23 protein-coding genes are annotated in these 21,273 nt (G+C 69.5%); 13 read left to right on the top strand and 10 right to left on the bottom strand.

Going from position 1 to position 21,273, the window contains the following annotated elements; all coding sequences use genetic code 11:
* Positions 1-14 precede the first annotated feature (14 nt).
* From D3869_RS08815 to D3869_RS08795, 5 genes are all read left to right on the top strand, one after another.
* Positions 15-2,006, top strand: coding sequence for a heme lyase CcmF/NrfE family subunit (locus tag D3869_RS08815; protein ID WP_137139734.1), 1,992 nt, complete (start codon positions 15-17; stop codon positions 2,004-2,006).
* A 13-nt stretch (positions 2,007-2,019) separates the two neighbouring features.
* Complete coding sequence (locus D3869_RS08810; RefSeq protein ID WP_038525709.1) at positions 2,020-2,556, top strand: DsbE family thiol:disulfide interchange protein; 537 nt, start codon at positions 2,020-2,022, stop codon at positions 2,554-2,556.
* Positions 2,553-3,029, top strand: a complete 477-nt coding sequence (locus tag D3869_RS08805; RefSeq protein WP_137139733.1) for a cytochrome c-type biogenesis protein — start codon at positions 2,553-2,555, stop codon at positions 3,027-3,029. Before D3869_RS08810 ends, D3869_RS08805 begins: the two co-directional genes overlap by 4 nt.
* Positions 3,029-4,459 (top strand): c-type cytochrome biogenesis protein CcmI, encoded by a 1,431-nt coding sequence (gene ccmI / locus D3869_RS08800; protein ID WP_137139732.1) that lies wholly within the window; start codon positions 3,029-3,031, stop codon positions 4,457-4,459. Before D3869_RS08805 ends, ccmI begins: the two co-directional genes overlap by 1 nt.
* Before the next feature lie 122 nt (positions 4,460-4,581).
* Positions 4,582-5,511 carry a DMT family transporter gene (locus D3869_RS08795; RefSeq protein ID WP_137139731.1) on the top strand — a complete coding sequence of 310 codons (930 nt, stop codon included), beginning with the start codon at positions 4,582-4,584 and terminating at the stop codon, positions 5,509-5,511.
* Positions 5,512-5,515: 4 nt separating this feature from the next.
* Here D3869_RS08795 and D3869_RS08790 read toward each other — a convergent pair whose 3' ends face one another.
* Complete coding sequence (locus tag D3869_RS08790) at positions 5,516-5,959, bottom strand: YkvA family protein (protein WP_137115261.1); 444 nt, start codon at positions 5,957-5,959, stop codon at positions 5,516-5,518.
* Positions 5,960-6,114: 155 nt separating this feature from the next.
* On the opposite strand from D3869_RS08790, the gene D3869_RS08785 reads away from it, so the two are divergent.
* From D3869_RS08785 to D3869_RS08775, 3 genes are all read left to right on the top strand, one after another.
* Entirely contained in the window at positions 6,115-6,528 is a 414-nt protein-coding gene (locus tag D3869_RS08785; RefSeq protein WP_211114934.1) for a rhodanese-like domain-containing protein, read from the top strand.
* A 1-nt stretch (position 6,529) separates the two neighbouring features.
* Complete coding sequence (locus tag D3869_RS08780) at positions 6,530-6,964, top strand: VOC family protein (RefSeq protein ID WP_137139730.1); 435 nt, start codon at positions 6,530-6,532, stop codon at positions 6,962-6,964.
* Positions 6,965-7,148: 184 nt separating this feature from the next.
* Positions 7,149-8,855 (top strand): methyl-accepting chemotaxis protein, encoded by a 1,707-nt coding sequence (locus D3869_RS08775; protein ID WP_137139729.1) that lies wholly within the window; start codon positions 7,149-7,151, stop codon positions 8,853-8,855.
* A 79-nt stretch (positions 8,856-8,934) separates the two neighbouring features.
* On the opposite strand, the gene D3869_RS08770 is transcribed toward D3869_RS08775, so the two are convergent.
* The 5 genes from D3869_RS08770 to D3869_RS08750 form a co-directional block, all read right to left on the bottom strand.
* The gene (locus D3869_RS08770) at positions 8,935-10,170 is read right to left on the bottom strand and encodes an argininosuccinate synthase (protein WP_035669763.1); all 1,236 of its coding nucleotides are present in this window, start codon (positions 10,168-10,170) and stop codon (positions 8,935-8,937) included.
* Positions 10,171-10,363: 193 nt separating this feature from the next.
* Entirely contained in the window at positions 10,364-10,675 is a 312-nt protein-coding gene (locus tag D3869_RS08765; RefSeq protein ID WP_119508841.1) for a hypothetical protein, read from the bottom strand.
* A complete protein-coding gene (locus tag D3869_RS08760) occupies positions 10,675-10,911 on the bottom strand; it encodes a hypothetical protein (protein ID WP_094301545.1) in 237 nt (78 codons plus the stop codon). The genes D3869_RS08765 and D3869_RS08760 overlap by 1 nt, the downstream gene beginning before the upstream one ends.
* Positions 10,912-10,938: 27 nt before the next feature.
* On the bottom strand, positions 10,939-12,108 hold the full coding sequence (gene rlmN, locus D3869_RS08755) for a 23S rRNA (adenine(2503)-C(2))-methyltransferase RlmN (RefSeq protein WP_114857867.1): 1,170 nt from the start codon (positions 12,106-12,108) through the stop codon (positions 10,939-10,941).
* A gap of 78 nt (positions 12,109-12,186) precedes the next feature.
* Entirely contained in the window at positions 12,187-12,735 is a 549-nt protein-coding gene (locus tag D3869_RS08750; RefSeq protein WP_137139728.1) for an invasion associated locus B family protein, read from the bottom strand.
* Between the two features lie 416 nt (positions 12,736-13,151).
* Here D3869_RS08750 and D3869_RS08745 point away from each other — a divergent pair, with 416 nt between their 5' ends.
* Positions 13,152-13,727, top strand: coding sequence for a sigma-70 family RNA polymerase sigma factor (locus D3869_RS08745; RefSeq protein WP_137139727.1), 576 nt, complete (start codon positions 13,152-13,154; stop codon positions 13,725-13,727).
* Positions 13,724-14,410: a ChrR family anti-sigma-E factor gene (locus tag D3869_RS08740; protein ID WP_137139726.1), complete on the top strand. Its 687-nt coding sequence runs from the start codon at positions 13,724-13,726 to the stop codon at positions 14,408-14,410. Before D3869_RS08745 ends, D3869_RS08740 begins: the two co-directional genes overlap by 4 nt.
* A gap of 71 nt (positions 14,411-14,481) precedes the next feature.
* On the opposite strand, the gene D3869_RS08735 is transcribed toward D3869_RS08740, so the two are convergent.
* From D3869_RS08735 to D3869_RS08725, 3 genes are read right to left on the bottom strand one after another with little or no spacing between them, the layout of a single operon-like run.
* The gene (locus D3869_RS08735; RefSeq protein ID WP_137139725.1) at positions 14,482-14,721 is read right to left on the bottom strand and encodes a hypothetical protein; all 240 of its coding nucleotides are present in this window, start codon (positions 14,719-14,721) and stop codon (positions 14,482-14,484) included.
* Complete coding sequence (locus D3869_RS08730) at positions 14,718-15,266, bottom strand: class I SAM-dependent methyltransferase (RefSeq protein ID WP_137139724.1); 549 nt, start codon at positions 15,264-15,266, stop codon at positions 14,718-14,720. The genes D3869_RS08735 and D3869_RS08730 overlap by 4 nt, the downstream gene beginning before the upstream one ends.
* A 58-nt stretch (positions 15,267-15,324) precedes the next feature.
* Complete coding sequence (locus tag D3869_RS08725) at positions 15,325-15,909, bottom strand: RNA methyltransferase (RefSeq protein ID WP_137139723.1); 585 nt, start codon at positions 15,907-15,909, stop codon at positions 15,325-15,327.
* Between the two features lie 117 nt (positions 15,910-16,026).
* Here D3869_RS08725 and D3869_RS08720 point away from each other — a divergent pair, with 117 nt between their 5' ends.
* The 3 genes from D3869_RS08720 to D3869_RS08710 all read left to right on the top strand — a co-directional run bounded on the left by D3869_RS08720 (position 16,027) and on the right by D3869_RS08710 (position 19,363).
* Positions 16,027-17,127, top strand: a complete 1,101-nt coding sequence (locus tag D3869_RS08720) for an asparaginase (RefSeq protein WP_137139722.1) — start codon at positions 16,027-16,029, stop codon at positions 17,125-17,127.
* Between the two features lie 56 nt (positions 17,128-17,183).
* A complete protein-coding gene (locus tag D3869_RS08715; protein WP_137139721.1) occupies positions 17,184-18,035 on the top strand; it encodes an AraC family transcriptional regulator in 852 nt (283 codons plus the stop codon).
* Between the two features lie 89 nt (positions 18,036-18,124).
* Complete coding sequence (locus D3869_RS08710) at positions 18,125-19,363, top strand: class I SAM-dependent methyltransferase (RefSeq protein WP_137139720.1); 1,239 nt, start codon at positions 18,125-18,127, stop codon at positions 19,361-19,363.
* A 91-nt stretch (positions 19,364-19,454) separates the two neighbouring features.
* Here the strand turns inward: D3869_RS08710 and D3869_RS08705 are convergent, their stop codons facing one another.
* Positions 19,455-20,771: an ammonium transporter gene (locus tag D3869_RS08705; RefSeq protein WP_137139719.1), complete on the bottom strand. Its 1,317-nt coding sequence runs from the start codon at positions 20,769-20,771 to the stop codon at positions 19,455-19,457.
* Positions 20,772-21,273: the final 502 nt, after the last annotated feature.

Raw genomic sequence — 21,273 nt, 5'->3', positions numbered from 1 at the left:
GGAGCATCGGGCCCGTGATTCCCGAACTCGGCCATTACGCGCTGGTGCTGGCGCTGTTCGTGGCGCTGGTGCAGTCCGGCGTCCCCCTGGTGGGTGCCGCCACCGGCAACGCCGCCTGGATGGGCGTCGCCCGTCCCGCCGCCATCGCCCAGATGCTTCTGGTCCTGGTCGCCTACGGCGCCCTGACCTGGGCGCATGTGGTGTCGGACTTCAGCGTGTCGAACGTGGTCGCCAACAGCCACTCGATGAAGCCGATGCTCTACAAGGTGTCGGGCGTGTGGGGGAACCACGAAGGCTCGATGATGCTGTGGGTCGTCATGCTGACGGTGTTCGGCGCGGCGGTCGGCATCTTCGGCCGCAACCTGCCGCCCTCGCTGAAGGCCCGCGTCATCTCCGTCCAGGGCATGATCGGCGTCGGCTTCCTGCTGTTCATCCTGATCACCTCGAACCCCTTCCTCCGCGTGGTTCCGGCGCCGCTCGACGGCAACGACCTGAACCCGCTGCTCCAGGACCCCGGCCTCGCCTTCCACCCGCCCTTCCTCTACGCGGGCTATGTCGGCTTCTCCATCGCCTTTTCCTTCGCGGTCGCCGCCCTGATCGAGGGGCGCGTCGACCCGGCCTGGGCGCGCTGGGTGCGGCCCTGGACGCTGGCCGCCTGGTCGACCCTGACCGCCGGCATCGCGCTCGGCTCCTGGTGGGCCTACTACGAGCTGGGCTGGGGCGGCTGGTGGTACTGGGATCCGGTCGAGAACGCCTCCTTCATGCCCTGGCTGGCCGGCACCGCGCTGCTGCACTCCGCCATCGTGGTGGAGAAGCGCGACGCGCTGAAGACCTGGACCATCCTGCTGGCGATCATCACCTTCTCGCTGTCGCTGATGGGCACCTTCCTGGTGCGCTCGGGCATCCTGACCTCGGTCCACGCCTTCGCGGTGGACCCGGCGCGCGGCGTCTTCATCCTGGTCCTGCTGGCGATCGCCACCGGCGGCTCGCTGCTGCTCTACTCCGTGCGGGCGCCCAGCCTGAAGACCGGCGGCCTGTTCGCCCCGGTCAGCCGCGAGGGCTCGCTGGTGCTGAACAACCTGCTGCTGTCCACCGCGACGGCGACGGTCTTCATCGGCACGCTCTACCCGCTGTTCCTCGACGTGCTCGACCTCGGCAAGGTGTCGGTCGGCCCGCCCTTCTTCAACGCCACCTTCATCCCCGTCGCCATCCCGATGGTGATCGCCATGGTGGTCGGCCCCTTCCTGGCCTGGAAGCGCGCCGACCTGCTGGGCGCCCTGACCCGGCTGTGGACGGCCGGCGTGGCGACCGTCGCCTGCGTCGCCATCGCCGCCTACGTCACCAACGGCGGCGGGCCGCTGCTGGCGCTGGTCGGGGTCGCGCTCGCCGCCTGGGCCTTCTTCGGCTCGATCGCCGAGTTCGCGGAGCGCATCCGCCTGTTCCGCATCCCGGCGAAGGACAGCTGGAACCGCGTGGTCAACCTGCCGCGCAGCGCCTGGGGCATGACCATCGCCCACGCCTCCATGGGCATCGCCATCGCCGGCATGACCGGCACCTCGGCCTGGCAGAGCGAGACGATCAAGGCGATGAAGCCGGGCGACAACGCCACGGTCGGCGCCTACGCCGTGCATTTCGACCGCGTCGGCACGGTGCAGGGGCCGAACTACAGCGCCGAGCAGGGCGTCTTCACCGTCACCCGCGACGGCAACCACATCGCCACCCTGACGCCGCAGCGCCGCAGCTACCCGGTCACCCGCATGACGACGACCGAGGCGGCGATCCACACCACCTGGCTGTCCGACGTCTATGTGGCGCTGGGCGACCCGACGCAGAACGGCACGGCCTGGACCGTGCGGCTGTACCATCACCCGCTGGTGCCGTGGATCTGGATCGGCTCGCTGGGGATGATGCTGGGCGGGCTGGTCAGCCTGTCCGACCGCCGCTTCCGCATCGGCGCCCCGGAGCGCCGCCGCGCCGCCAAGGGCAGCCTTCAGCCCGCCGAGTAAGGACAAGCCCACGATGCGCCGCCTGATCTATCTGTTGCCGCTGCTGCTGTTCGTCGGTGTCGGCGTGGCCTTCCTGCGCGGGTTCGACCGCGACCCGCGCGACATCCCCTCCGCCCTGATCGACAAGCCGGCGCCGGAATTCTCGCTGCCGCCGCTGCCGGGCTACAAGGAAGGGCTGTCCAACGCGACGCTGAAGGGCGACGTCACGCTGGTGAACGTCTTCGCCTCCTGGTGCATCCCCTGCAAGGCCGAGCACCCGATCATCACCCGGCTGGCCCGCGAGCAGGGCGTGACGGTGCGCGGCATCAACCACAAGGACAAGGCGGAGGACGCCATCGCCTGGCTGAACCGCAACGGCGATCCCTACGCCAGCATCGGCGTCGACCTGGACGGCCGCGTGTCCATCGACTGGGGCGTCTACGGCGTGCCGGAGACCTTCCTGCTCGACCGCCAGGGCCGCATCCGCTTCAAGCATGTCGGCCCCCTGACCCCGCAGGTGGTCGAGGAGCAGATCCTGCCCATGGTCAAGCATCTGCGGAGCGCGTCGTGAGAGCCCTTCTGATCGCCGTCCTGCTGGCGTTGACCCCGGTCGCCGCCTCCGCCGTCCAGCCCGACGAGGTTCTGAAGGACCCGGCGTTGGAGGGCCGCGCCCGGGAGATCAGCAAGGATCTGCGCTGCCTCGTCTGCCAGAACCAGTCGATCGACGATTCCAACGCGCCGCTCGCCCGCGACCTGCGCGTGCTGGTCCGCGAGCGGCTGACCGCCGGCGACAGCAACCAGCAGGTGCTGAGCTTCGTCACCGACCGCTACGGCGACTATGTGCTGCTGCGCCCGCCCTTCAAGGCGACGACGCTCTTCCTGTGGATCGGCCCCTTCGTGATCCTGGCCATCGGCGGCGTCGCCACGGCCCTGTACCTGCGCGGGCGGAAGGGAGCCGCCGTTGCTGCCGGCGGCGACACCGCCCCGCTGACCGAGGACGAGCGGCGGCGCCTCGACGCCCTGCTCCGCAAGGACAAAGCCTGATGCTGTTCTGGATCGTCGCCGCCGCCCTGACGGCGGCCGTGGTGCTGCTGATCGTGCCCCCGCTGCTGAGGAAGCCCGAGGGCGCCGCCGAGGAGCGTGCCGCCTACGACCTGGAGGTTTACCGCGACCAGCTCGGCGAGCTGGAGCGCGACCAGGGCCGCGGCCTGATCAGCGAGGCGCAGGCCGCCGCCGCCCGCGCCGAGATCGGCCGCCGCATGCTGGCCATCGCCGACCGCGGCAAGGGCCCTGCGAAGGATGGCGCGAAGGGCAAGGAGCCCGCCGCCCGCGCCCCGCGCAGCGCGATGGCGCTGGCCGCCCTGCTGGCCGTCCTGCTGCCGCTCGGCACGCTGGCCGTCTATGGCAAGCTCGGCCGCCCGGAGCTGCCGGCCCAGCCGCTGGCCTCGCGCAATCTGGACCATGAGCGCGGCGGGCCGCCCAAGAACGTGCTGGCGGCGATGGACAAGCTGAAGGCGCAGCTCGCCGAGACCCCCGACGACCCGCAGGGCTGGGCCATCCTCGGCCAGGCCTACGCCAAGATGGGCCGCCTGCCCGAGGCCGCCGACGCTCTGGGCAAGGCGGTGGCGCTGGCCGGCGACGATCTGGAGCTTCTCGGCAGCTATGGCGAGGTTCTGATCTCGGCCAACGGCGGCACCGTGCCGGACGAGGCCCGCAAGACCTTCGACCGCGTGCTGGCGAAGGATCCGACGGAGCCGCGCGCCCGCTTCTACGCCGCGCTGGCCCGCTTCCAGGCCGGCGACAGCAAGGACGCCCTGGAGCGCTGGAGCGCCCTGCTCGCCGAGTCCCACGCCGACGCCCCCTGGGTGCCGATCGTGCGCACGCAGATCGCGGAGGCCGCCAAGGCGCTGAACCTCGACCCGGCCAAGGTGACGCCGGAGCCCCTGCCCGCCCAGCAACCGCCGCCGGTCGCCCAAAACCAGGGCCAGAACCAGGGCCAGGGCCAAGCCGAGGGCGAGGACCAGCAGCAGATGATCCGCGGCATGGTCGACGGGCTGGCCGCCCGGCTGGAGGCCAACCCGGACGACGTGGACGGCTGGCTGCGGCTGTCGCGCTCCTACGGCGTGATGGGCGAGTCGGCGAAGGCCATCGACGCCGCCCGCAAGGCGCGGGAACGGGCGCCCCAGCGGCCCGACGTGCTGGTCGCCTACGCCTCCGCCCTGCTGTCGGCGGAGCCGCGGAGCAGCAAGCCCGGCCCGATGCCGGAGGAGGCCGTCGCCTCGCTCCGTCAGGCGCTGGCGGCCGAGCCCGACAACCGCGACGCGCTCTGGCTGCTCGGCCTGAACGCCGCGGGCATCGGCCGGACCGCCGAGGCCACCGACCTGTGGACCCGCCTGCTGGCCCAGTTCAAGCCGGAGGAGCCGGAATACACGCTGATCCGCTCCCGCCTCGAGTCGCTGAAGGCCGGCGGCTGACCGCCTTCCGAATGTCCCTTGCACCCGGACCGGTCCGAAGAGCAGGATAGCGATGCACGCTGGGGTGGCGCTTCCGGCAATGGAGCGCCACCCGCAGGCCGATCCGCCAGGGACGCGACCGATTGCCCAACCCCGCGCTCACCGCCAAAGGTCCCGCCACCGGCCCCGGCATGGCGGGAAAACCGCTGGAGGCGGCCTTCTGGATGCTGGGGGCCGCCCTGTTCATCGCCATCGGCAACGCGATGATCCGCCATGTCAGCGGCGAGCTTCACCCCTTCGAAATCGTTTTCTTCCGCAACCTGTTCAGCCTGATGTTCATGCTGCCCTGGATCGCGGCGGTGGGGCTGGGGCGGCTGCGCACCGGGCGGGCGGGCCTCTACGCCTCGCGCTCGGCGACCAGCCTGGTGGCGATGCTGTGCTGGTTCTACAGCGTCACCCACCTGCCGCTGCCGGACGCCACGGCGCTCAGCTTCACCATTCCCCTCTTCGTCACCGCCGGGGCCGCGCTGTTTCTGAACGAGACGGTGCGGGCGCGGCGCTGGGCCGCCGTCCTGGTCGGGCTGGCCGGGGTGATGATCGTCGTCCGTCCCGGCGACACCACCCTGGACCCGGCGATCCTCGTCATGCTCCTGCATTGCGTCGCCGCCGCCATAACCACGCTCCAGGTGCGGGCCCTGGCAACCTCCGACGGGGTGATGGTGGTGGTCGCCTACATGGGGCTGTTCCTGACCCCGATGGCCCTGGTGCCGGCCCTATTCGTGTGGGAGTGGCCGAGTTGGACGGCGCTCGGCTGGCTCGTCCTGCTGGGCGGCATCCTGACCCTGGGACAGTTGGCGATGACCCGTGCGTTCAAGCTGGCGCCGGCCTCGGCGATGATGCCCTACGACTACGCCCGCCTGCCCTTCACCGCCCTGCTCGCCTGGCCGCTGTTCGGCGAGGCCATGGACCTCTGGGGCTGGGTCGGCGCCGGGGTGATCGCCGCCTCCGCCCTCTACACCGCCCATCGCGACGCCGCGCAGTCACGCGCCGAGCGGAGCGCGGCCAAGGCGTAAGCCGTCAGCCGTTTCCGGCGGGCTTCATCCCGGAAGCGTCACCCGCGGCAGGCTTCATCTGCTGCTCCTTGCGCAGGGCGGCGCGGGCGCGGTCCTCATGCTCGGGCTTCAGATTGCTCCGCACCGCATGGACGGCGGTCGCCAGCACCGCCGCGTCGTCCACGAAACCGACCGCGATCAGCCAGTCCGGGATGGAATCCGCGGGCAGCACGAAATAGGCCAGCGCCGCCATCAGGATCGCCTTCGCCTTGAAGGGCGTCTGCGGGTCGGTCGCGCAGAAGAAGGCGGCCAGTGCCTGCTCCAGGAAGGGAATGCGGTGCAGGTTGGCGCGCAGCGTGTTCCAGAAGCGGCGGCGGACGTAGCGCTCGTTCCGCTCCACGCGGACGGGGTCGATGACGGCGGGCAAAGCGGCGGCGGCTTCGGTGGGTCCGTCGGTGGCGATCGGCATGGCTTCCCCTGGGCTCCCCCTGGCCGTCGCCCCTTCCCGGTGGACCGGGCGGGGCGGCCTGTTGCACAGTTGCGTGGAGCAATAACAGCGCAGACGCGCCAACGGTCCCGCCAAGGGTTTGACTACGGCCAAAGGGTCAGAAGGAGGAAACCGCCATGCCGATGAAGAAGGGCTACAAGGAGTTGCTGGCCGAAGCGAACGCCCGCATCCAGGCGATCACGCCGCAGGAGGCGCTGTCCCTGCACGGCGACCCCGACGTGGTGTTCGTGGACATCCGCGACCCGCGCGAGCTGACGCGCGACGGCATGATCCCCGGAGCCTTCCCGGCCACCCGCGGCATGCTGGAATTCTGGGTGGACCCGGACAGCCCCTATCACAAGCCGGTCTTCGCGTCGGGCAAGCGCTTCGTCTTCTACTGCGCCAGCGGCTGGCGCTCGGCGCTGGCCACCGACACCGTGCAGTCGATGGGCTTGGAGAACGTCTGCCACCTCGAAGGCGGCTTCAAGGGCTGGAAGGAAGCCGGGCTGCCCGTCGCCATGCCGCCCGCCGCCGAACGCAAGGGAAGCTGAGATGGAACAGCGAGTCAGCCTGATCACGCTGGGCGTCGCCGACCTCGCGCGCAGCCGCCGCTTCTATGAGGAGGGGCTGGGCTGGACTCCCTCCCCCGTCAGCCAGGACGCCATCACCTTCTACCAGTTGGGCGGCATCGCGCTGGCTCTCTACGGTCGGGAGGCGCTGGCCGAGGACGCGCATCTGGCGGAGTCCGGCCCGACCTCGGGCTTCGGCGGCATCACGCTCGCCCACAACCTGCGCAGCAAGGCGGAGGTGGACGCGGTGATGGCCCAGGCCGAGCGGGCCGGCGGGCGCATCCTGAAGCCGGCGCAGGACGTCTTTTGGGGCGGCTACAGCGGCTATTTCGCCGACCCGGACGGCCATCCCTGGGAAGTCGCCTGGAACCCCTTCGCCGCGCTGGGCGAGGACGGAAGCTTCAGGCTGGAGGGGTGAGCGGTCCGTCGCCCGCCTGCAATCTTTGCTCGAAGATGCGGTGAAGACGTTTGTCGCCGTTCAGAGCAGGACACCGTCATGACACCCATGACGGTGTCGCTTGAAAACGAGAAATGTTGCTTTTTGACGAAACATATTTTCGTTAAAATGTAGCTCAATATTAATATGTATCATCCACGATGCCATGACCTGCAACGTCAACGCATCGTGGAACGAGCCGATGTCTACGGTCAAAGCACGCCTTTTGGTTGCCCTCTCTGTTCTGTGCTTCTTTCTTTTCGCGATTGCGGCCACCGGCTGGCTGGCCCTGGGACAGTCACACCGGGGCATGGAAACGGTGTTCAAGGACCGCGTCGTCCCGCTGCGCGACCTGAAGGTCGTCTCCGACATGTTCGCCGTCAACATCGTCGACACCACGCACAAGGTGCGCGGCGGCGCCGAGACGTGGGAGGGCGGTCTCAAGTCCATCGATGCCGCGCTCGGCGAGATCGCGACGCGCTGGTCGGCCTTCACCGCCACCTCGATGAACGCCCGCGAAAAGGAACTGGCGAATGAGGCCGAGCGCCACATGGGCAAGGCGCGTGCCGCCGCGACGACCGCCCGCGCGCTGATGCAGGCCAGGGACCAGGCCGCGCTGGATGCCTTCGCGGTGTCCACGCTCTACCCCAGCATCGACCCGGTGGCGGCGGCCGTCGGAAAGCTGGTCGACCTGCAGCTGAAGGAGGCCGAGGCCGAGTATGAGCGGACCAACGCCGCGTACGACACCTCCCGCTGGATCCTGGGGATCGCGGTGCTGCTCGGCGTGCTGGCCGCCGCCTTTGCCATGACGACGACGCTGTTCCGCGTGGTCGGCCCGCTGCGCGCCATGGCCGAACTCATGCAGCGCCTCGCCAAGGGCGATCTCGGCATCACCGTCGACGGCACGGACCGGATGGACGAGGTCGGCACGCTCGCCCGCTCGCTGGCGGTGTTCAAGGACTCCGCCGTCGCGAACCGCCGGATGGAGGAGGAGCAGCGCCAGGAGCAGGCCCGCAAGGAAGCCCGGCAGGCGCTCGTGGAAAAATACATCGTCGGCTTCGACAGCACGGTCCACGCGACGCTGAGGATGCTGGCCTCCGCCGCCACCGAGATGCGCGCCACCGCGGAGTCCATGTCGTCCACCGCCGAGGAGACCAGCCGGCAGGCGTCGACGGTCGCCGCAGCGTCGGAGCAGGCGACCACCAACGTCCAGGCGGTCGCCGGGGCCACCGAGGAGCTGTCCGCCTCCATCACCGAGATCGGGCGCCACGTCGCGACCTCCACCACCATCGCCGGCAACGCCGTGGAGGAGGCGGCCCGCACCGACCGGACGGTCCAGGGGCTGGCGGAGGCCGGGCAGAAGATCGGCGAGGTGGTCGGGCTCATCAAGGCGATCGCCGACCAGACCAACCTTCTGGCGCTCAACGCCACCATCGAGGCCGCCCGCGCCGGGGAGGCCGGCAAGGGCTTCGCCGTGGTGGCGAGCGAGGTGAAGTCGCTGGCCAACCAGACGGCCAAGGCGACCGAGGAGATCGCCACCCAGATCCAGACGATCCAGGGGGTGACCACCGATACCGTCCGCGCCATCAAGACCATCGGCGGGACGATCGGCGAGATCAACGGCATCGCCACCACCATCGCCGCCGCGGTGGAGGAGCAGGGAGCGGCCACGGGGGAGATCGCCCGCAACGTCCAGCAGGCCGCCCACGGCACGACGGAGGTGTCGGGCAGCATCGTCCAGGTCCATCAGGCCGCGGTGGAGACCGGGTCGGCCGCCTCCCAGGTCCTGTCGTCGGCCGAGGAACTCAGTCGGCAGGCGGAAACGCTCCGCCTGGAGGTCGAGCGCTTCCTCGTCAACATCCGGGCGGCGTGAGCACACCACGCAGCCATCGCCCGAAAACGAAACGAGGGGGCCGAAGCCCCCTCGTTCCACATCCAAAATGGTCTCGCGCTTACTTCACGTTGGCGCGGGCCATGGCGCCCAGGCGCAGGCGGAGCGCGTTCAGCTTGATGAAGCCTTCCGCGTCCTTCTGGTTGTAGACGCTGTCTTCCTCGAACGTCACATAGTCCATGCGGTAGAGGCTGTTCGGCGACTTGCGGCCGACGACCGTGACGTTGCCCTTGAACAGCTTCAGGCGGACCACGCCGTTCACCGGCTCCTGGGTCTGGTCGATCAGCGCCTGGAGCGCCAGACGCTCCGGGCTGAACCAGTAGCCGCAGTAGATCAGCTCGGCGTAGCGCGGCATCAGCTCATCCTTCAGATGGCCGGCACCGCGGTCGAGCGTGATGCTCTCCATCGCGCGGTGGGCAGCCAGCAGGATGGTGCCGCCCGGCGTCTCGTACACGCCGCGCGACTTCATGCCGACGTAGCGGTTCTCGACGAGGTCGAGGCGGCCGATGCCGTTCTCGCCGCCCAGGCGGTTCAGCTCGGTCAGCAGGGCCGCCGGGGACAGGGCCTTGCCGTCGATCGCCACGGCGTCGCCGCGCTTGAACTCGACCTCGACGTAGGTCGGGGTGTCCGGGGCCTTCTCCGGGGCGACGGAGCGGGTGTACATGTCCTCGAACGGCTCGACCCACGGGTCCTCCAGCGCCTTCCCCTCGTAGGAAATGTGCAGGAGGTTGGCGTCGGTCGAGTACGGGGCCTCGCCGCGCTTGTCCTTGGCGATCGGGATCTGGTTCTTCTCGGCGTAGTCGATCAGCCGGGTGCGGCTGTTCAGATCCCACTCGCGCCACGGGGCGATGATCTTGATGTCCGGGCGGAGCGCGTAGTAGCCCAGCTCGAAGCGGACCTGGTCGTTGCCCTTGCCGGTGGCGCCGTGGGCCACGGCGTCGGCGCCGACCTGGTTGGCGATCTCGATCTGGCGCTTGGCGATCAGCGGCCGGGCGATCGAGGTGCCGAGCAGATAGGTGCCCTCATAGAGGGTGTTGGCGCGGAACATCGGGAACACGAAGTCCCGCACGAACTCTTCGCGCAGGTCGTCGATGAAGATGTTTTCCGGCTTGATGCCCAGAAGCTCGGCCTTCTTGCGCGCCGGCTCCAGCTCCTCGCCCTGGCCGAGGTCGGCGGTGAAGGTCACCACCTCGCATTGATAGGTTTCCTGGAGCCACTTCAGGATCACCGAGGTGTCGAGGCCGCCCGAATAGGCGAGCACCACTTTCTTGATCTGTTTGCCGGACGCACCGCTCATGGGACTACTCACGCGGGTGGGGAAGAATATCGGTGCCGGACAGTAGCCCTACGACCGATGCGAATCAATCGGTCCCGCTCATAAGTCCCCTCTCCCCCTGGGGAGAGGGTTAGGGTGAGGGGGTTGCGCTTCTGCCGAACGTACCGAAACGCACATCCCCCTCACCGGCCCTTCGGGCCACCCTCTGGGACACTCAATCCGTCCCGGCGTCGGCCGCAACGGTGCCCTCCGCGGCGGGGCGGGCAGGCGCCCGGTCCACGAAGGGCCAGCGGATGTAGGCGTAGAGCCACATCGCCAGGATGTCCGCCCCATTGATCAGCAGAACCAGCGCCCACAGCGGGCTGCGCCCGCCCTTGGCCAGCACCCAGCCGCCGAAAATCAGCTTCAGCATCAGCAGGATCGCCATGACGAGGTTGGCGGTCCACGGGTCGGTGGACATGATCGCCGCCCAGGGCTGCCAGTAGACGGCGTTGAGCAGGGCGACGACGGACTCGAGCATCTCCATCACGCGGCCCTCCGCGCCTTGCGCGGCCGCGCCGGCCCGTCGACCAGGACGCGCGCCGGCCATCGCCGCATCGTCAGCAGCCCCAGCACGCCGACCAGCCCGATCACCGGCACGAAGATCACCAGCGCCCACCAGGGCGAGAAACCCGCCCGGCGGAAGATGCGCATCAGCGGCCACACCGCCGCGGCGTTGAACAGGAACAGGATCAGGCCGGGATCGACGGCGAACTCAGGCACGGAGCACTCCCAGGGATGGTTCCGGCCTTATCCGGCCAGCGCCGCGTCCTTCTCGGCCAGCACCTTCTCGATGGCGGCGCGGTCGGCGGCGGACAGGCGGACGGACGCGCTCTTCAACTGGCCGCAGGCGGCCATGATGTCCTCGCCGCGGGTGGTGCGGACGGGGCTGGCGTAGCCGGCGTTGTTGACGATGTCGCCGAAGACCTGGATCGCCCGGTCGGTCGAACGCTCGTAGGGGGCGCCCGGCCAGGGGTTGAAGGGGATCAGGTTGATCTTCGACGGGATGCCCTCCAGCAACTTCACAAGGGCGCGGGCGTCCGCCGGGCTGTCGTTGACGCCCTTCAGCATCACATATTCGAAGGTGATGCGCCGCGCGTTGTTCAGGCCGGGGTAGTTGCGGCAGGCGTCCATCAGCTCCTTCAACGGGTATTTCCGGTTGATGGGCATGATGATGTCGCGCAGTTCGTCGGTCACGGCGTGCAGGCTGACGGCAAGGTTGACGTTCAGCTCCTCGCCGCAGCGCTTCATGGCCGGGACGACGCCGGAGGTCGAGAGCGTGATGCGGCGCTTCGAGATCGAGATCCCGTCGCCATCCATGACGATCTTCAGCGCCTTGGCGACGTTCTCGTAGTTAAAGAGCGGCTCCCCCATCCCCATCATGACGATGTTGGAGATCATCCGCCCGTCCGGCGGCGCCGGCCATTCGCCGAGCGCGTCGCGGGCCAGCATGACCTGCGCCACGATCTCCGAGGCGTCGAGGTTGCGCACCAGACGCTGCGTGCCGGTGTGGCAGAAGCGGCAGGTCAGCGTGCAGCCGACCTGTGAGGAGACGCAGAGCGTGCCGCGGTCCTCCTCGGGGATGTGGACGCTCTCCACCTCCTGCCCGTCGGGCATGCGCAGCAGCCACTTGCGCGTGCCGTCCACCGACTTCAGGTCGCGCACGACCGTCGGGCGGGCCACGGCGTAGCTCTCCGCCAGCTTTTCGCGCACCGGCTTGGCGAGCGTGGTCATCACCGCGAAGTCGGTGGCTCCGCGGTGGTAGATCCAGTGCCAGAGCTGGCGGGCCCGGAATTTCTCCAGGCCGACGGACAGCATTTCGGCTTCCAGCTCGTCGCGGGACAGGCCGACAAGGTTCTTGCGCCCGTCGGCGTCAACAGCCGGCAGGGCAAAGGCAGCAGCGTGATTGGAGGCGCTCATGGCCCCCTAAATAGGGCCACGAGCGTCCGGAGTCAAAAGACGAAACGAGGAACGGGCAAGTGAAACGAGCAGCGCTGCTCAGCGTTTCACGCCGCAGGCCTGGTTGATGGCGTCGTAAGCCTGGGCGAAGCCGTCGGTGCTGTAGGTATCGGTGGTCTTCGTGCCGCGGCCCGAAACACCCTTCACCAGCATGGACTTGCCCTTGGCGTCGCGCATCGCGGCGGTGACGGCCTTGTCGGTGTCGGCGTCGCGCGCCCAGGCGGTCTCGCCGTCGGTGAACAGCTTGAAGGTCTTGCCGCCCACCTCCACCGTCGACTCGCTGTCCTTCTTGAGGGGATAGCCGACGATGAAGCTGACGACGTCCAGCGCCTTCTCCGCCGGGCGGTGGGTGACCAGCACATGGATGTCCCCGCGCTTGGCCGCGGCGGGTTCCTTCTTCTTGGGCTGGCTGGACATATAGCAGACCTTGTGCCCGCCCTCGTCGAAGGCGAAGGCGTTCCAGTCCTTGAAGGTCCCCAGCAGGCGCGGGTCGGCGGCAGCGGCCGTGGCAACAGTTGCGGCGAGGATCGGACCGGCCAGAAGCAGAGCGGCGCCGGCGGTGCGACGGATGGTGCGAATGGGCAACATCGGTTGGCGAAGGCTCGAATGGTTTCGCGGACGGGTTCGGGAGTGGGTCGGACCCTACCCCAATTCGGGGAGGCTTTCCAGGGCCGCCGCCCCGTCCCGGCGGCGAAGTCACGGGTTGTTCCAACGGCCGGTCCTGCAATCGATCGCTCGATTTCGTATCGAAAGCCGGTGATCCGACGGAGGGTGGGGCGCGTAGAAGGCCCATCGAACACCCGATCCAACGCCGGACCGAACGCCGCAGCACACCCATGACACCCTTGGCCGCACGACCCCATGACGGTGCACAGGATGCGGAGACGCGCCAAACACGCTTTGCAGCGGGGCGCTCCGCGCACCATGTGTTGCGGGGCTTGCCTCCGGGCGCAAAGCCCATGCGCGCGGAAACGGCGCTCCCGAAGACGTGCCCGAAGGCGTGGATGCAGGATCTCGGTTCCCCAGCCGCCGGCACCGACCGGACGTTCGAAGAACTGCTGACGGCGGTCGGGCGGGATCGTGACCGCACGGCCTTCGCGGCCCTGTTCGGGCATTTCGCCCCGCGGTTGAAGGCTTATCTGCGTCGCCAGGGCTGCGACGCGGGTGGTGCGGAGGAGTTGGTGCAGGACGTGATGCTGTTGGTGTGGCGCCGCGCGGAGACCTATGACCCGACCCAGGCGTCCGCCGCGACCTGGATGTTCACCATCGCCCGCAACAAGCGGATCGACGCGCTGCGGCGGGAGCAGCGGCCGGAGATCGACCCCGCCGACCCCACGTTGGTCCCCGACCCGATGGAGAGCGCCGACGACGGGGTGGCGGCGCGCGAGACCGCCGGCCGCCTCCAGGCCGCGCTGAGGACCCTGCCGCCGGAACAGGCCGACCTGCTGCGTCTGGCCTATTTCGAGGACAAGCCGCACAGCCTGATCTCCGCCGAACAGGGCATTCCGCTGGGCACCGTCAAGTCGCGCCTGCGGCTGGCCATGGAACGGCTGCGCAAGGCCATGAGGGACTCCCGATGACCGTGCCCACCCACCATCCCGGCGACACCCTGCTGATCGACTATGCCGGCGGCGCTCTGGGCGAGGCGGCGTCGCTGATCGTGGCGACCCATCTGGCGCTGTGCCCCTGCTGCCGCCTGAACGTCGCCGAGATGGAGGCGGTCGGCGGCGCCCTGTTGGAGAGCATCGAGCCGGAGGAGGTCGACCCCGCCTGCCTGGAGACGGTGCTGGCCCGGCTGGACGACCTGCCGCCCCTGCCCCGTGTCCCCCGGCCGAAGCTGGTCTGCCAGCCGGCCGAGGTGCCGCTGCTGCCCGAACCGCTGCGCCGCTACGTCGGCAACGACCTGTCGCGCCTGCCCTGGAAACGGCTGATGCGCGGCATGGACTGCTACGACATCCCGCTGGGCTTCCCGCTCGAGTCCGGTTCCGAACGCCGCGGCAAGGCCCGGCTGATGCGGCTGGCCAGCGGCGTCGGACCGCCGCACCACACCCACCGGGGGATCGAGCTGACCCTGGTGCTGGACGGCGGCTTCACCGACGATCTGGGCCAGTTCGCCCGCGGCGACCTGTCCGTCGCCGACGACTCCGTGCGCCACCGCCCGGTGGCCGACGAGGAGGGCTGCCTGTGCCTGGCGGTCACCGACGCGCCGCTGCGCTTCACCGGCGCGCTGGGGCTGATCCTCAACCCCTTCGTGAAGTTCTGAGCCCCGGGGCAGGGCTCACGGCTGGAGGTTCGCCGCCGAAAAGCGACGGACGCGATCATCGTCCAACCGCGTCACTCGATGCGCACGATGTTGACCGACCCGTCCGCCCCCTTGTCGAAGCGGTAGCTGCCGCCCTGCGCGGCCATCTGGTTGAAGACCTCGACCACCCGCCGCGACCGGGCGGCCTGACGGGCGTGGAGGGCCAGCAGCTCCGGATGGACCAGCCCCATGCAGGACAGCGGAAGCCCTTTCCCCCGCATGGCGGCCAGGCCGGGATGGGCGGCGAGGCCATCCGGATTGGCGAAGATCACCGTGTTCTGTCGGTACCAGAATTCGACGGACGGGTCGGCCCACAGGACAGGGCGCAGGATGTCGAAGGCCTCGTAGCCGCGGGAGAGGAACTTCCCGGCCCAATGGCTCTGCCATTGCTCGTTGATGTGGCCGTTGCCCCCTGGCCGGGGATGGCGGCCCCGAACAGCACCACGTCGCCATGGCGGCAAAGATCGTCGACAAAGCCTTCGGCGCGCTCCTCCGGCAGATGCTCGGCCACCTCCAGCGACAGGACGAGGCCGAACCGCCGCCCCAGATCGAAAGGCTGCGACAGGTCGTGGGCGCTGAAGCGGGACGGATCGATGCGCAGACGGTCGCGGCGCACATAGTCGCCGTCCAGCCCCTGGACGTCGGCGATCCCCGCCTCCGCGAAGGCCCGGAGGAAGGTGCCGACCCCGCACCCGACGTCGAGGACCGACTCCGCCCCCACCCAGCCCAGCACAAGCGGCGCGATGACCCGTGCGGAACGGAGCGACCCTTCCTCCTGGATGTCGTAGAAGCGGTCGTCGTAGAGCGGATCGGACATCGAACGTCTCCTTCGGGGTGGAACGGGGCGGCTCCTGGCTGCGAGGCCCTGCTCCGGATCACTCGTCGTCGCGGACGATCACCGGCTTCGGGATGCCGCGCATGCGGCGGCGGCGCTCGGGGTTGCGCATGATCTGGCGGCCGTGCTGGTGATCGCGCAGCGGCTCGGTCGGGCCGCCGACGCGCACCGGCCGCTCGGCGAAGCGGCCCAGGCTGATCATCCGGTCGTACATCACCAGGGCGCCGGCCACCCCGACGTTGATGCAGAACTTCATCGGGATCTTCACCGTGAAGTCGCAGCGCTCCAGCAGCGGTTCGGAGAGGCTGCCGCGCTCCGGACCCAGCACATAGGCGGCGCGCGTCGGGTGGCGGAAGCTGGGCAGCTCCACCGCGTCCTCGGTCAGCTCCACCCCGACGAGCTGGCAGTCCTTGGGCAGCGCCAGATCGGCCACCCGGTCGTAGACGTAGAGCGGCAGATGCTCCGCGGCGCCCGAGGTGTCGACGAACCGGGCCTCGTTCAGGTCGGGCTCCGGGTCGATGGCGAAGAAGAAGGAGGCGCCGAAGGCATGGGCGGAGCGCATCAGGTTGCCGACGTTGCCGGGCTTGCTGATCCGTTCCACCCCGATGGCGAAATATCCACGCATGGCTTGCACAATCACTCGTAGTTTCGGCCCGCACATAGCGCGAATCGGCCGTGATCCGGCGGGTCCGACGGTGCGACACCTTGCCTCGCGCCCCGGAGAGAGGCAAGCTCTCCACCCATGAGCCACGACCATTCCTCCTGCTGCGGCGGCCACGGTGACCACCACGGCCACGCCGACCATCACACCCCCGCCGAGGGGCACGCCGACCTTTCCGGCCCGCCGGAGGCGCCGATCCTCGTCGAGGTGACGCGCGGCGGCATGGTGGAATCCGTCCATCGCGGGCGCGCCTGCATCGTCGATTCCGACGGGCATGTGCTGGCCCAGTGGGGCGACATCCAGGCACCGGTCTACCCGCGCTCCGCCGTCAAGTCGATCCAGGCGATCCCGCTGGTCGAGACAGGCGCGCTGGACGCCTACGAGCTGGGCGACCAGGAGCTGGCTCTGGCCTGCTCCTCCCACCACGGGGAGATCCGCCACACCCGCATTGCGGAGGCCTGGATCAAGCGCATCGGCCTGACCGTGGACGACTACGAGTGCGGGGCGCATCTGCCGACCGACACCGAGACCGCCCACGAGATGATCCGCCACGGCGAGACGCCGACCGCCTTCCACAACAACTGCTCCGGCAAGCACGCCGGCTTCCTGACCACCGCCCTGCACAAGGGCGAACCGACCAAGGGCTATGTCCGCTTCGACCACCCGGTGCAGCAGCGCATCCTGGGCGTGATGGAGCAGATGACCGGACAGGACCTGTCGCAGGCCCCCTGGGGCGTCGACGGCTGCGCCATCCCGACCATCGGCATCCCGCTGGGCGCCATCGCCTACGCCATGGCCCGCATCGGCGACCCCAAGGACCTGCCGGACTCCCGCGCCGAGGCGGTGACCCGCATCCGCCGCGCCTGGCGGGCGCACCCGCACCTGATCGCCGGCAAGGACAGCTTCGACACCGGCATGATGCAGGCGGCGGGCGGTCTGGTCCTGGTCAAGGGCGGGGCCGAGGGCGTGGGCTGCGCCGTCCTGCCCAAGCAGGGGCTGGGCATCGCCCTGAAGATCGACGACGGCACCCCGCGCGCCCGCGAGGTCGCCCTGGCCGCCCTGATCCGCGCCACCAAGGTCCTGTCCGACGAGCAGTGGGCGCGGGCCGGCCAACTCATCCACCAGCCGGTGACCAACCGCAACGGCCTGGAGGTCGGCGTGGTCCGCCCGGCGGAGGGCTGAAGGTCCGCAAGCGCGATCAAGCCGCCCTCGGCTAGGGTGCCGGGCATGGAGGACCCATGACGAAGCCCGACACCCTGCTGGACTACGGCCGCCGCATCGCGCGCGTCGTCGATCACATCGCCGCCCATCCGGACGAGCCGCTGGAGCTGGAGCGGCTTGCCGCCGTCGCCTGCTTCTCGCCCTACCACTTCCACCGCATCTACCGCGCCATGACGGGGGAGACGGTGGCGGACACGCTGCGGCGGCTGCGTCTGCACCGTGCCGCAGGGGATCTGGTGCAGGGTGGCGACGGCGTGGCGCAGGTCGCACGGCGCGCCGGCTACGGCAGCGTGGAGGCGTTCACCCGCGCCTTCGGGCAGGTCTACGGCCTGAGCCCCGGCGCCTACCGGCGGCAGGGCCGTCTGGTTCCTCCACCCGACCAACCAACGGACGAGGAGCGAATCATGCACGACGTCACCATCCGCGACCTGCCGCCGCTGCGCGTGGCCGCCATGGCCCACCAGGGCCCCTACATGGACATCGGCACGACCTTCGAGCGGCTGTACGCCTGGGCCGCGGGCCGCGGCCTCGTGGGACCGGACACGCGGTCCTTCGCCCTCTATTACGACGACCCGGAGTCGGTTCCGGCGGACCGCCTCCGCTCCGAGGCCGCGTTGCTGGTCGATGGACCGATCCCCGAGGACGGGCCGGTCCGCGCGCTCGAGATCCCCGGGGGCCGGCACGCCGTTCTGATCCACAAGGGCCCCTATGCGGAGCTGGAACGCCCCTACCGCTGGCTCTACCGCGACTGGCTGCCGGCGAGCGGCCACGCGCCGGCCAACCGTCCTTGCGTCGAGGAGTATCTGAACGACTGCCGCAAGCTGCCCCCCGAAGCGTGGCTGACCGAGATCCGTTTGCCTTTGGCGTGAGAGGAGGCGGTGGGGAGGCCTTCCTCCCCACCCTTTCCCGCGATGATGCTATGGTCCGGCACCCGTCCACCTGACCGGTTGCCCGATCCATGAGCATCGACACCCTGCGCGCCCAGTACGAAGCCTTCCCCTATCCCGCGCGCAACCCCGCCGACGAGAAGAAGCGCCTGATCACCGGATCGCCCAGCCATCTGGACGAGGTGAACCACAATGTCTTCGGCGGGCGCCTCGACCACGCCAAGCCCCTCAGGGTGCTGGTGGCCGGCGGCGGGACCGGCGACGGGACGATCATGATCGCCCAGCAGATGGCCGACGCCGGCAACCCGGGGCGCGTCACCTATCTCGACCTCTCCGACGCCGCGCGCGACGTCGCCGCGGCGCGGGCCACGGTGCGCGGGCTGACCAACATCGACTTCCGCCGCGGCTCGCTCCTCGACCTCGGCGGGCTGCTGGAGGAGGGGGGGCCGTTCGACTACATCGACTGCTGCGGCGTGCTCCATCATCTGGACGAGCCGGCGGCGGGCGTCCGCTCGCTGGCCGGGGCGCTGAAGCCGGGCGGCGGGATCGGGCTGATGGTCTACGCGCCGTACGGGCGCACCGGCGTCTATCCCATGCAGGCGGCGCTGCGCACCCTTACGGCGGACCTGCCGCCGAAGGAGCAGGTGGCGCTGGCCCGCCGGCTGATCGAGCGCCTGCCGCCGTCCAACTGGCTGCTGCGCAACCCCTTCATCAACGACCACAAACAGGCCGACGCCGACCTTTACGACCTGCTGCTGCATTCCTGCGACCGGCCCTTCACCGTGCCGGAGCTGGCGGAGCTGGCCGCGGCGGGCGGTCTGACCATCGCCGCGCTGGTGGAGCCGTACCGCTACGACCCCGCCGTCTGGGTGAAGGATCCCCGCCTGCTGAAGCGGCTGGACGGGCTGTCGCGGCTGGAGCGCGCCGCCTGGACCGAGCAGGTCACCGGCAGCATGACCAAGCACATCGCCTATCTTGTCCGCCCCGAGGATGCCGAGGGCGCCGTCGCCCGCCCGGACGGGCCGGAGGTGGTGCCGGTTCTGCGCGACCTCTACGGCGCCGCGGTGGCCAAGGGCCTGCCCCCCGGCGGCGTGCTGGAGGCCGAGCTGATGGGCGCCGTCGTCCCCCTGCCCCTGCCCCGTCTGGCCGGGCCGATCCTGGCTCGGGTGGACGGGCGGACCAGCCTGGGGGCCATCCACCAGGCGGTGGCGGAGAAGGCCGGCCCGCTGGCCTGGGACGCCTTCCTGGCGCAGTTCACGCAGCTTTTCACGGCGTTGAACGGCGTCGGCAAGATGTATCTGCGCCGCTGAGCGCGTCACGGCTTCCAAAATGAAAAATCCGCCGCCGGGAGGCCCCGGCGGCGGAAGTTCATGGAGGAAACAACCAGGCAGCAAAGGGTGCTTAGTGGATGGTCTCGCCGTGCAGGGCGAGGTCCAGGCCGTCGCGCTCGACGTCCTCGTCGACGCGCAGGCCCATCACCACGTCGATGACCTTCAGGATGATGAAGGAGCCGACCGCCGAGTAGGCGACGGTGGCCAGGATGCCGTAGACCTGCGTCCAGATCTGGCCGACGTTGCCTTCCAGGGCGCCGGCGGTGCCGCCGATGGCTTCCTGGGCGAAGACGCCGGTCAGGATGGCGCCGACGATGCCGCCCACGCCGTGCACGCCGAAGGCGTCCAGCGAGTCGTCATAGCCGAGGGCGCGCTTGAGGCCGGTGGCGCCCCAGTAGCAGACCACGCCGGCGACCAGACCGATGACCAGGGCGCCGGTCGGACCGACGAAGCCCGAGGCCGGGGTGATGGCGACGAGGCCGGCGACGGCGCCGGAGATGATGCCGAGGACCGAGGGCTTGCCCTTGGTGGCCCACTCGACCAGCAGCCAGGACATGGCGGCGGTGGCGGCGGCGATCTGCGTGACCAGCATGGCCATGCCCGCACGGCCGTCGGCGGCCACGGCGGAACCCGCGTTGAAGCCGAACCAGCCGACCCACAGCATCGAGGCGCCGATCAGGCTGAGCACGAGGTTGTGCGGGGCGAAGTTCTCGTTCGGGTAGCCCTTGCGCTTGCCCAGCACGAGGGCGGCGACGAGACCGGCCACGCCCGCGTTGATGTGCACCACGGTGCCGCCGGCGTAATCGAGCACGCCGTCACCCATCAGATAGCCGCCCGGACCCCAGACCCAGTGGGTGATCGGCGCGTAGACGATCAGCGACCACAGGCCCGTGAAGACCAGCATCGAGGAGAACTTCATGCGGTCGGCGAAGGCGCCGGTGATCAGGGCCGGGGTGATGATGGCGAAGGTCATCTGGAAGACGATGAAGACCGTCTCCGGAATGACGCCCGACAGGCCGTCCTTGGTGATGCCCGACAGCATGAACTTCGACAGGCCGCCGAAATACGGGGTGCCCTCGGTGAAGGCGATGCTGTAACCGGCGAAGAACCACAGGATGCTGACCAGGCAGCAGATCGCGAAGCTCTGCATCACGATGGCCAGCACGTTCATCTTGCGGACCATGCCGCCGTAGAACAGGGCCAGACCCGGGATGGTCATGAACAGAACCAGCGCCGTGGCGACCAGCATCCAAGCCGTGTCGCCGCTGCTCAGGGTGGGCTCGGCCGCGGCGGCGGCCGCTTCCTGGGCGAGGGCGGCGGCAGGCAGACCGGCCAAGCCCAGAATCGCCGCCATCGTCGGCGCGGCGAGGGTGAAGAGACGGCTCATCGAGGCTCCTCTTTATTCGAATGCTTCTGGCCCGTTTCGCCCCGTCCCCGGTACAGACGGGGCGGCGGGAGGGGGCCGTGTACGCCGATTTGTCTTCAAGAAGCGTGCCAACCCAAAAGGGCTAGGAATCGCGGTGGTTGCGGCCTTTCGGATGACCGCAAAGCAGCATAGGACCCGAGTCGCGGACCTGCGCTGCTCAGAAATTGAGCAGAAAATCGGACCATCCAAAGCCTTGCGGCGCGGCGTGATTCGCCCGTGGATTGCAGGCCGATTGCCGCCCGTTCGGGCGTTGCGCGCTCGTTTCCCGCGCGCTTGCCTGCTTTTTGTGCACAAAGCTGCGTCTGAATTCCGCACAACCGTTGGGCAGCCCCCTTCTATTTCCGGCCTGTTCCCCTCGGCCTATTGGCCCGCCCCGGTGAAATGTGGCACGGTCATGATCTCAACCGGCGGAGCCGGACGGGGCCGGGAACAAGCGGCCTCCGCCCACGCTGGTCCGCCGGAC

Origin of the sequence: Azospirillum brasilense (genome assembly GCF_005222205.1) — a bacterium.
Taxonomy (GTDB): Bacteria; Pseudomonadota; Alphaproteobacteria; order Azospirillales; family Azospirillaceae; genus Azospirillum; species Azospirillum brasilense_G.
The sequence above is the reverse complement of the archived record's forward strand: the minus strand, read 5'-3'. Positions and strand labels throughout refer to the sequence as shown.

Coding starts and splice junctions, on each gene's coding strand:
- D3869_RS08710 (WP_137139720.1), top strand. CDS start 18,125: ATGAGCATCGACACCCTGCGCGCCCAGTACGAAGCCTTCCCCTATCCC.
- D3869_RS08745 (WP_137139727.1), top strand. CDS start 13,152: ATGCAGGATCTCGGTTCCCCAGCCGCCGGCACCGACCGGACGTTCGAA.
- D3869_RS08770 (WP_035669763.1), bottom strand. CDS start 10,170: ATGAGCGGTGCGTCCGGCAAACAGATCAAGAAAGTGGTGCTCGCCTAT.
- D3869_RS08740 (WP_137139726.1), top strand. CDS start 13,724: ATGACCGTGCCCACCCACCATCCCGGCGACACCCTGCTGATCGACTAT.
- D3869_RS08810 (WP_038525709.1), top strand. CDS start 2,020: ATGCGCCGCCTGATCTATCTGTTGCCGCTGCTGCTGTTCGTCGGTGTC.
- D3869_RS08785 (WP_211114934.1), top strand. CDS start 6,115: ATGCCGATGAAGAAGGGCTACAAGGAGTTGCTGGCCGAAGCGAACGCC.
- rlmN (WP_114857867.1), bottom strand. CDS start 12,108: ATGAGCGCCTCCAATCACGCTGCTGCCTTTGCCCTGCCGGCTGTTGAC.
- D3869_RS08765 (WP_119508841.1), bottom strand. CDS start 10,675: ATGGAGATGCTCGAGTCCGTCGTCGCCCTGCTCAACGCCGTCTACTGG.
- D3869_RS08750 (WP_137139728.1), bottom strand. CDS start 12,735: ATGTTGCCCATTCGCACCATCCGTCGCACCGCCGGCGCCGCTCTGCTT.
- D3869_RS08720 (WP_137139722.1), top strand. CDS start 16,027: ATGAGCCACGACCATTCCTCCTGCTGCGGCGGCCACGGTGACCACCAC.
- D3869_RS08775 (WP_137139729.1), top strand. CDS start 7,149: ATGACCTGCAACGTCAACGCATCGTGGAACGAGCCGATGTCTACGGTC.
- D3869_RS08790 (WP_137115261.1), bottom strand. CDS start 5,959: ATGCCGATCGCCACCGACGGACCCACCGAAGCCGCCGCCGCTTTGCCC.
- D3869_RS08780 (WP_137139730.1), top strand. CDS start 6,530: ATGGAACAGCGAGTCAGCCTGATCACGCTGGGCGTCGCCGACCTCGCG.
- ccmI (WP_137139732.1), top strand. CDS start 3,029: ATGCTGTTCTGGATCGTCGCCGCCGCCCTGACGGCGGCCGTGGTGCTG.
- D3869_RS08725 (WP_137139723.1), bottom strand. CDS start 15,909: ATGCGTGGATATTTCGCCATCGGGGTGGAACGGATCAGCAAGCCCGGC.
- D3869_RS08715 (WP_137139721.1), top strand. CDS start 17,184: ATGACGAAGCCCGACACCCTGCTGGACTACGGCCGCCGCATCGCGCGC.
- D3869_RS08730 (WP_137139724.1), bottom strand. CDS start 15,266: ATGTCCGATCCGCTCTACGACGACCGCTTCTACGACATCCAGGAGGAA.
- D3869_RS08705 (WP_137139719.1), bottom strand. CDS start 20,771: ATGAGCCGTCTCTTCACCCTCGCCGCGCCGACGATGGCGGCGATTCTG.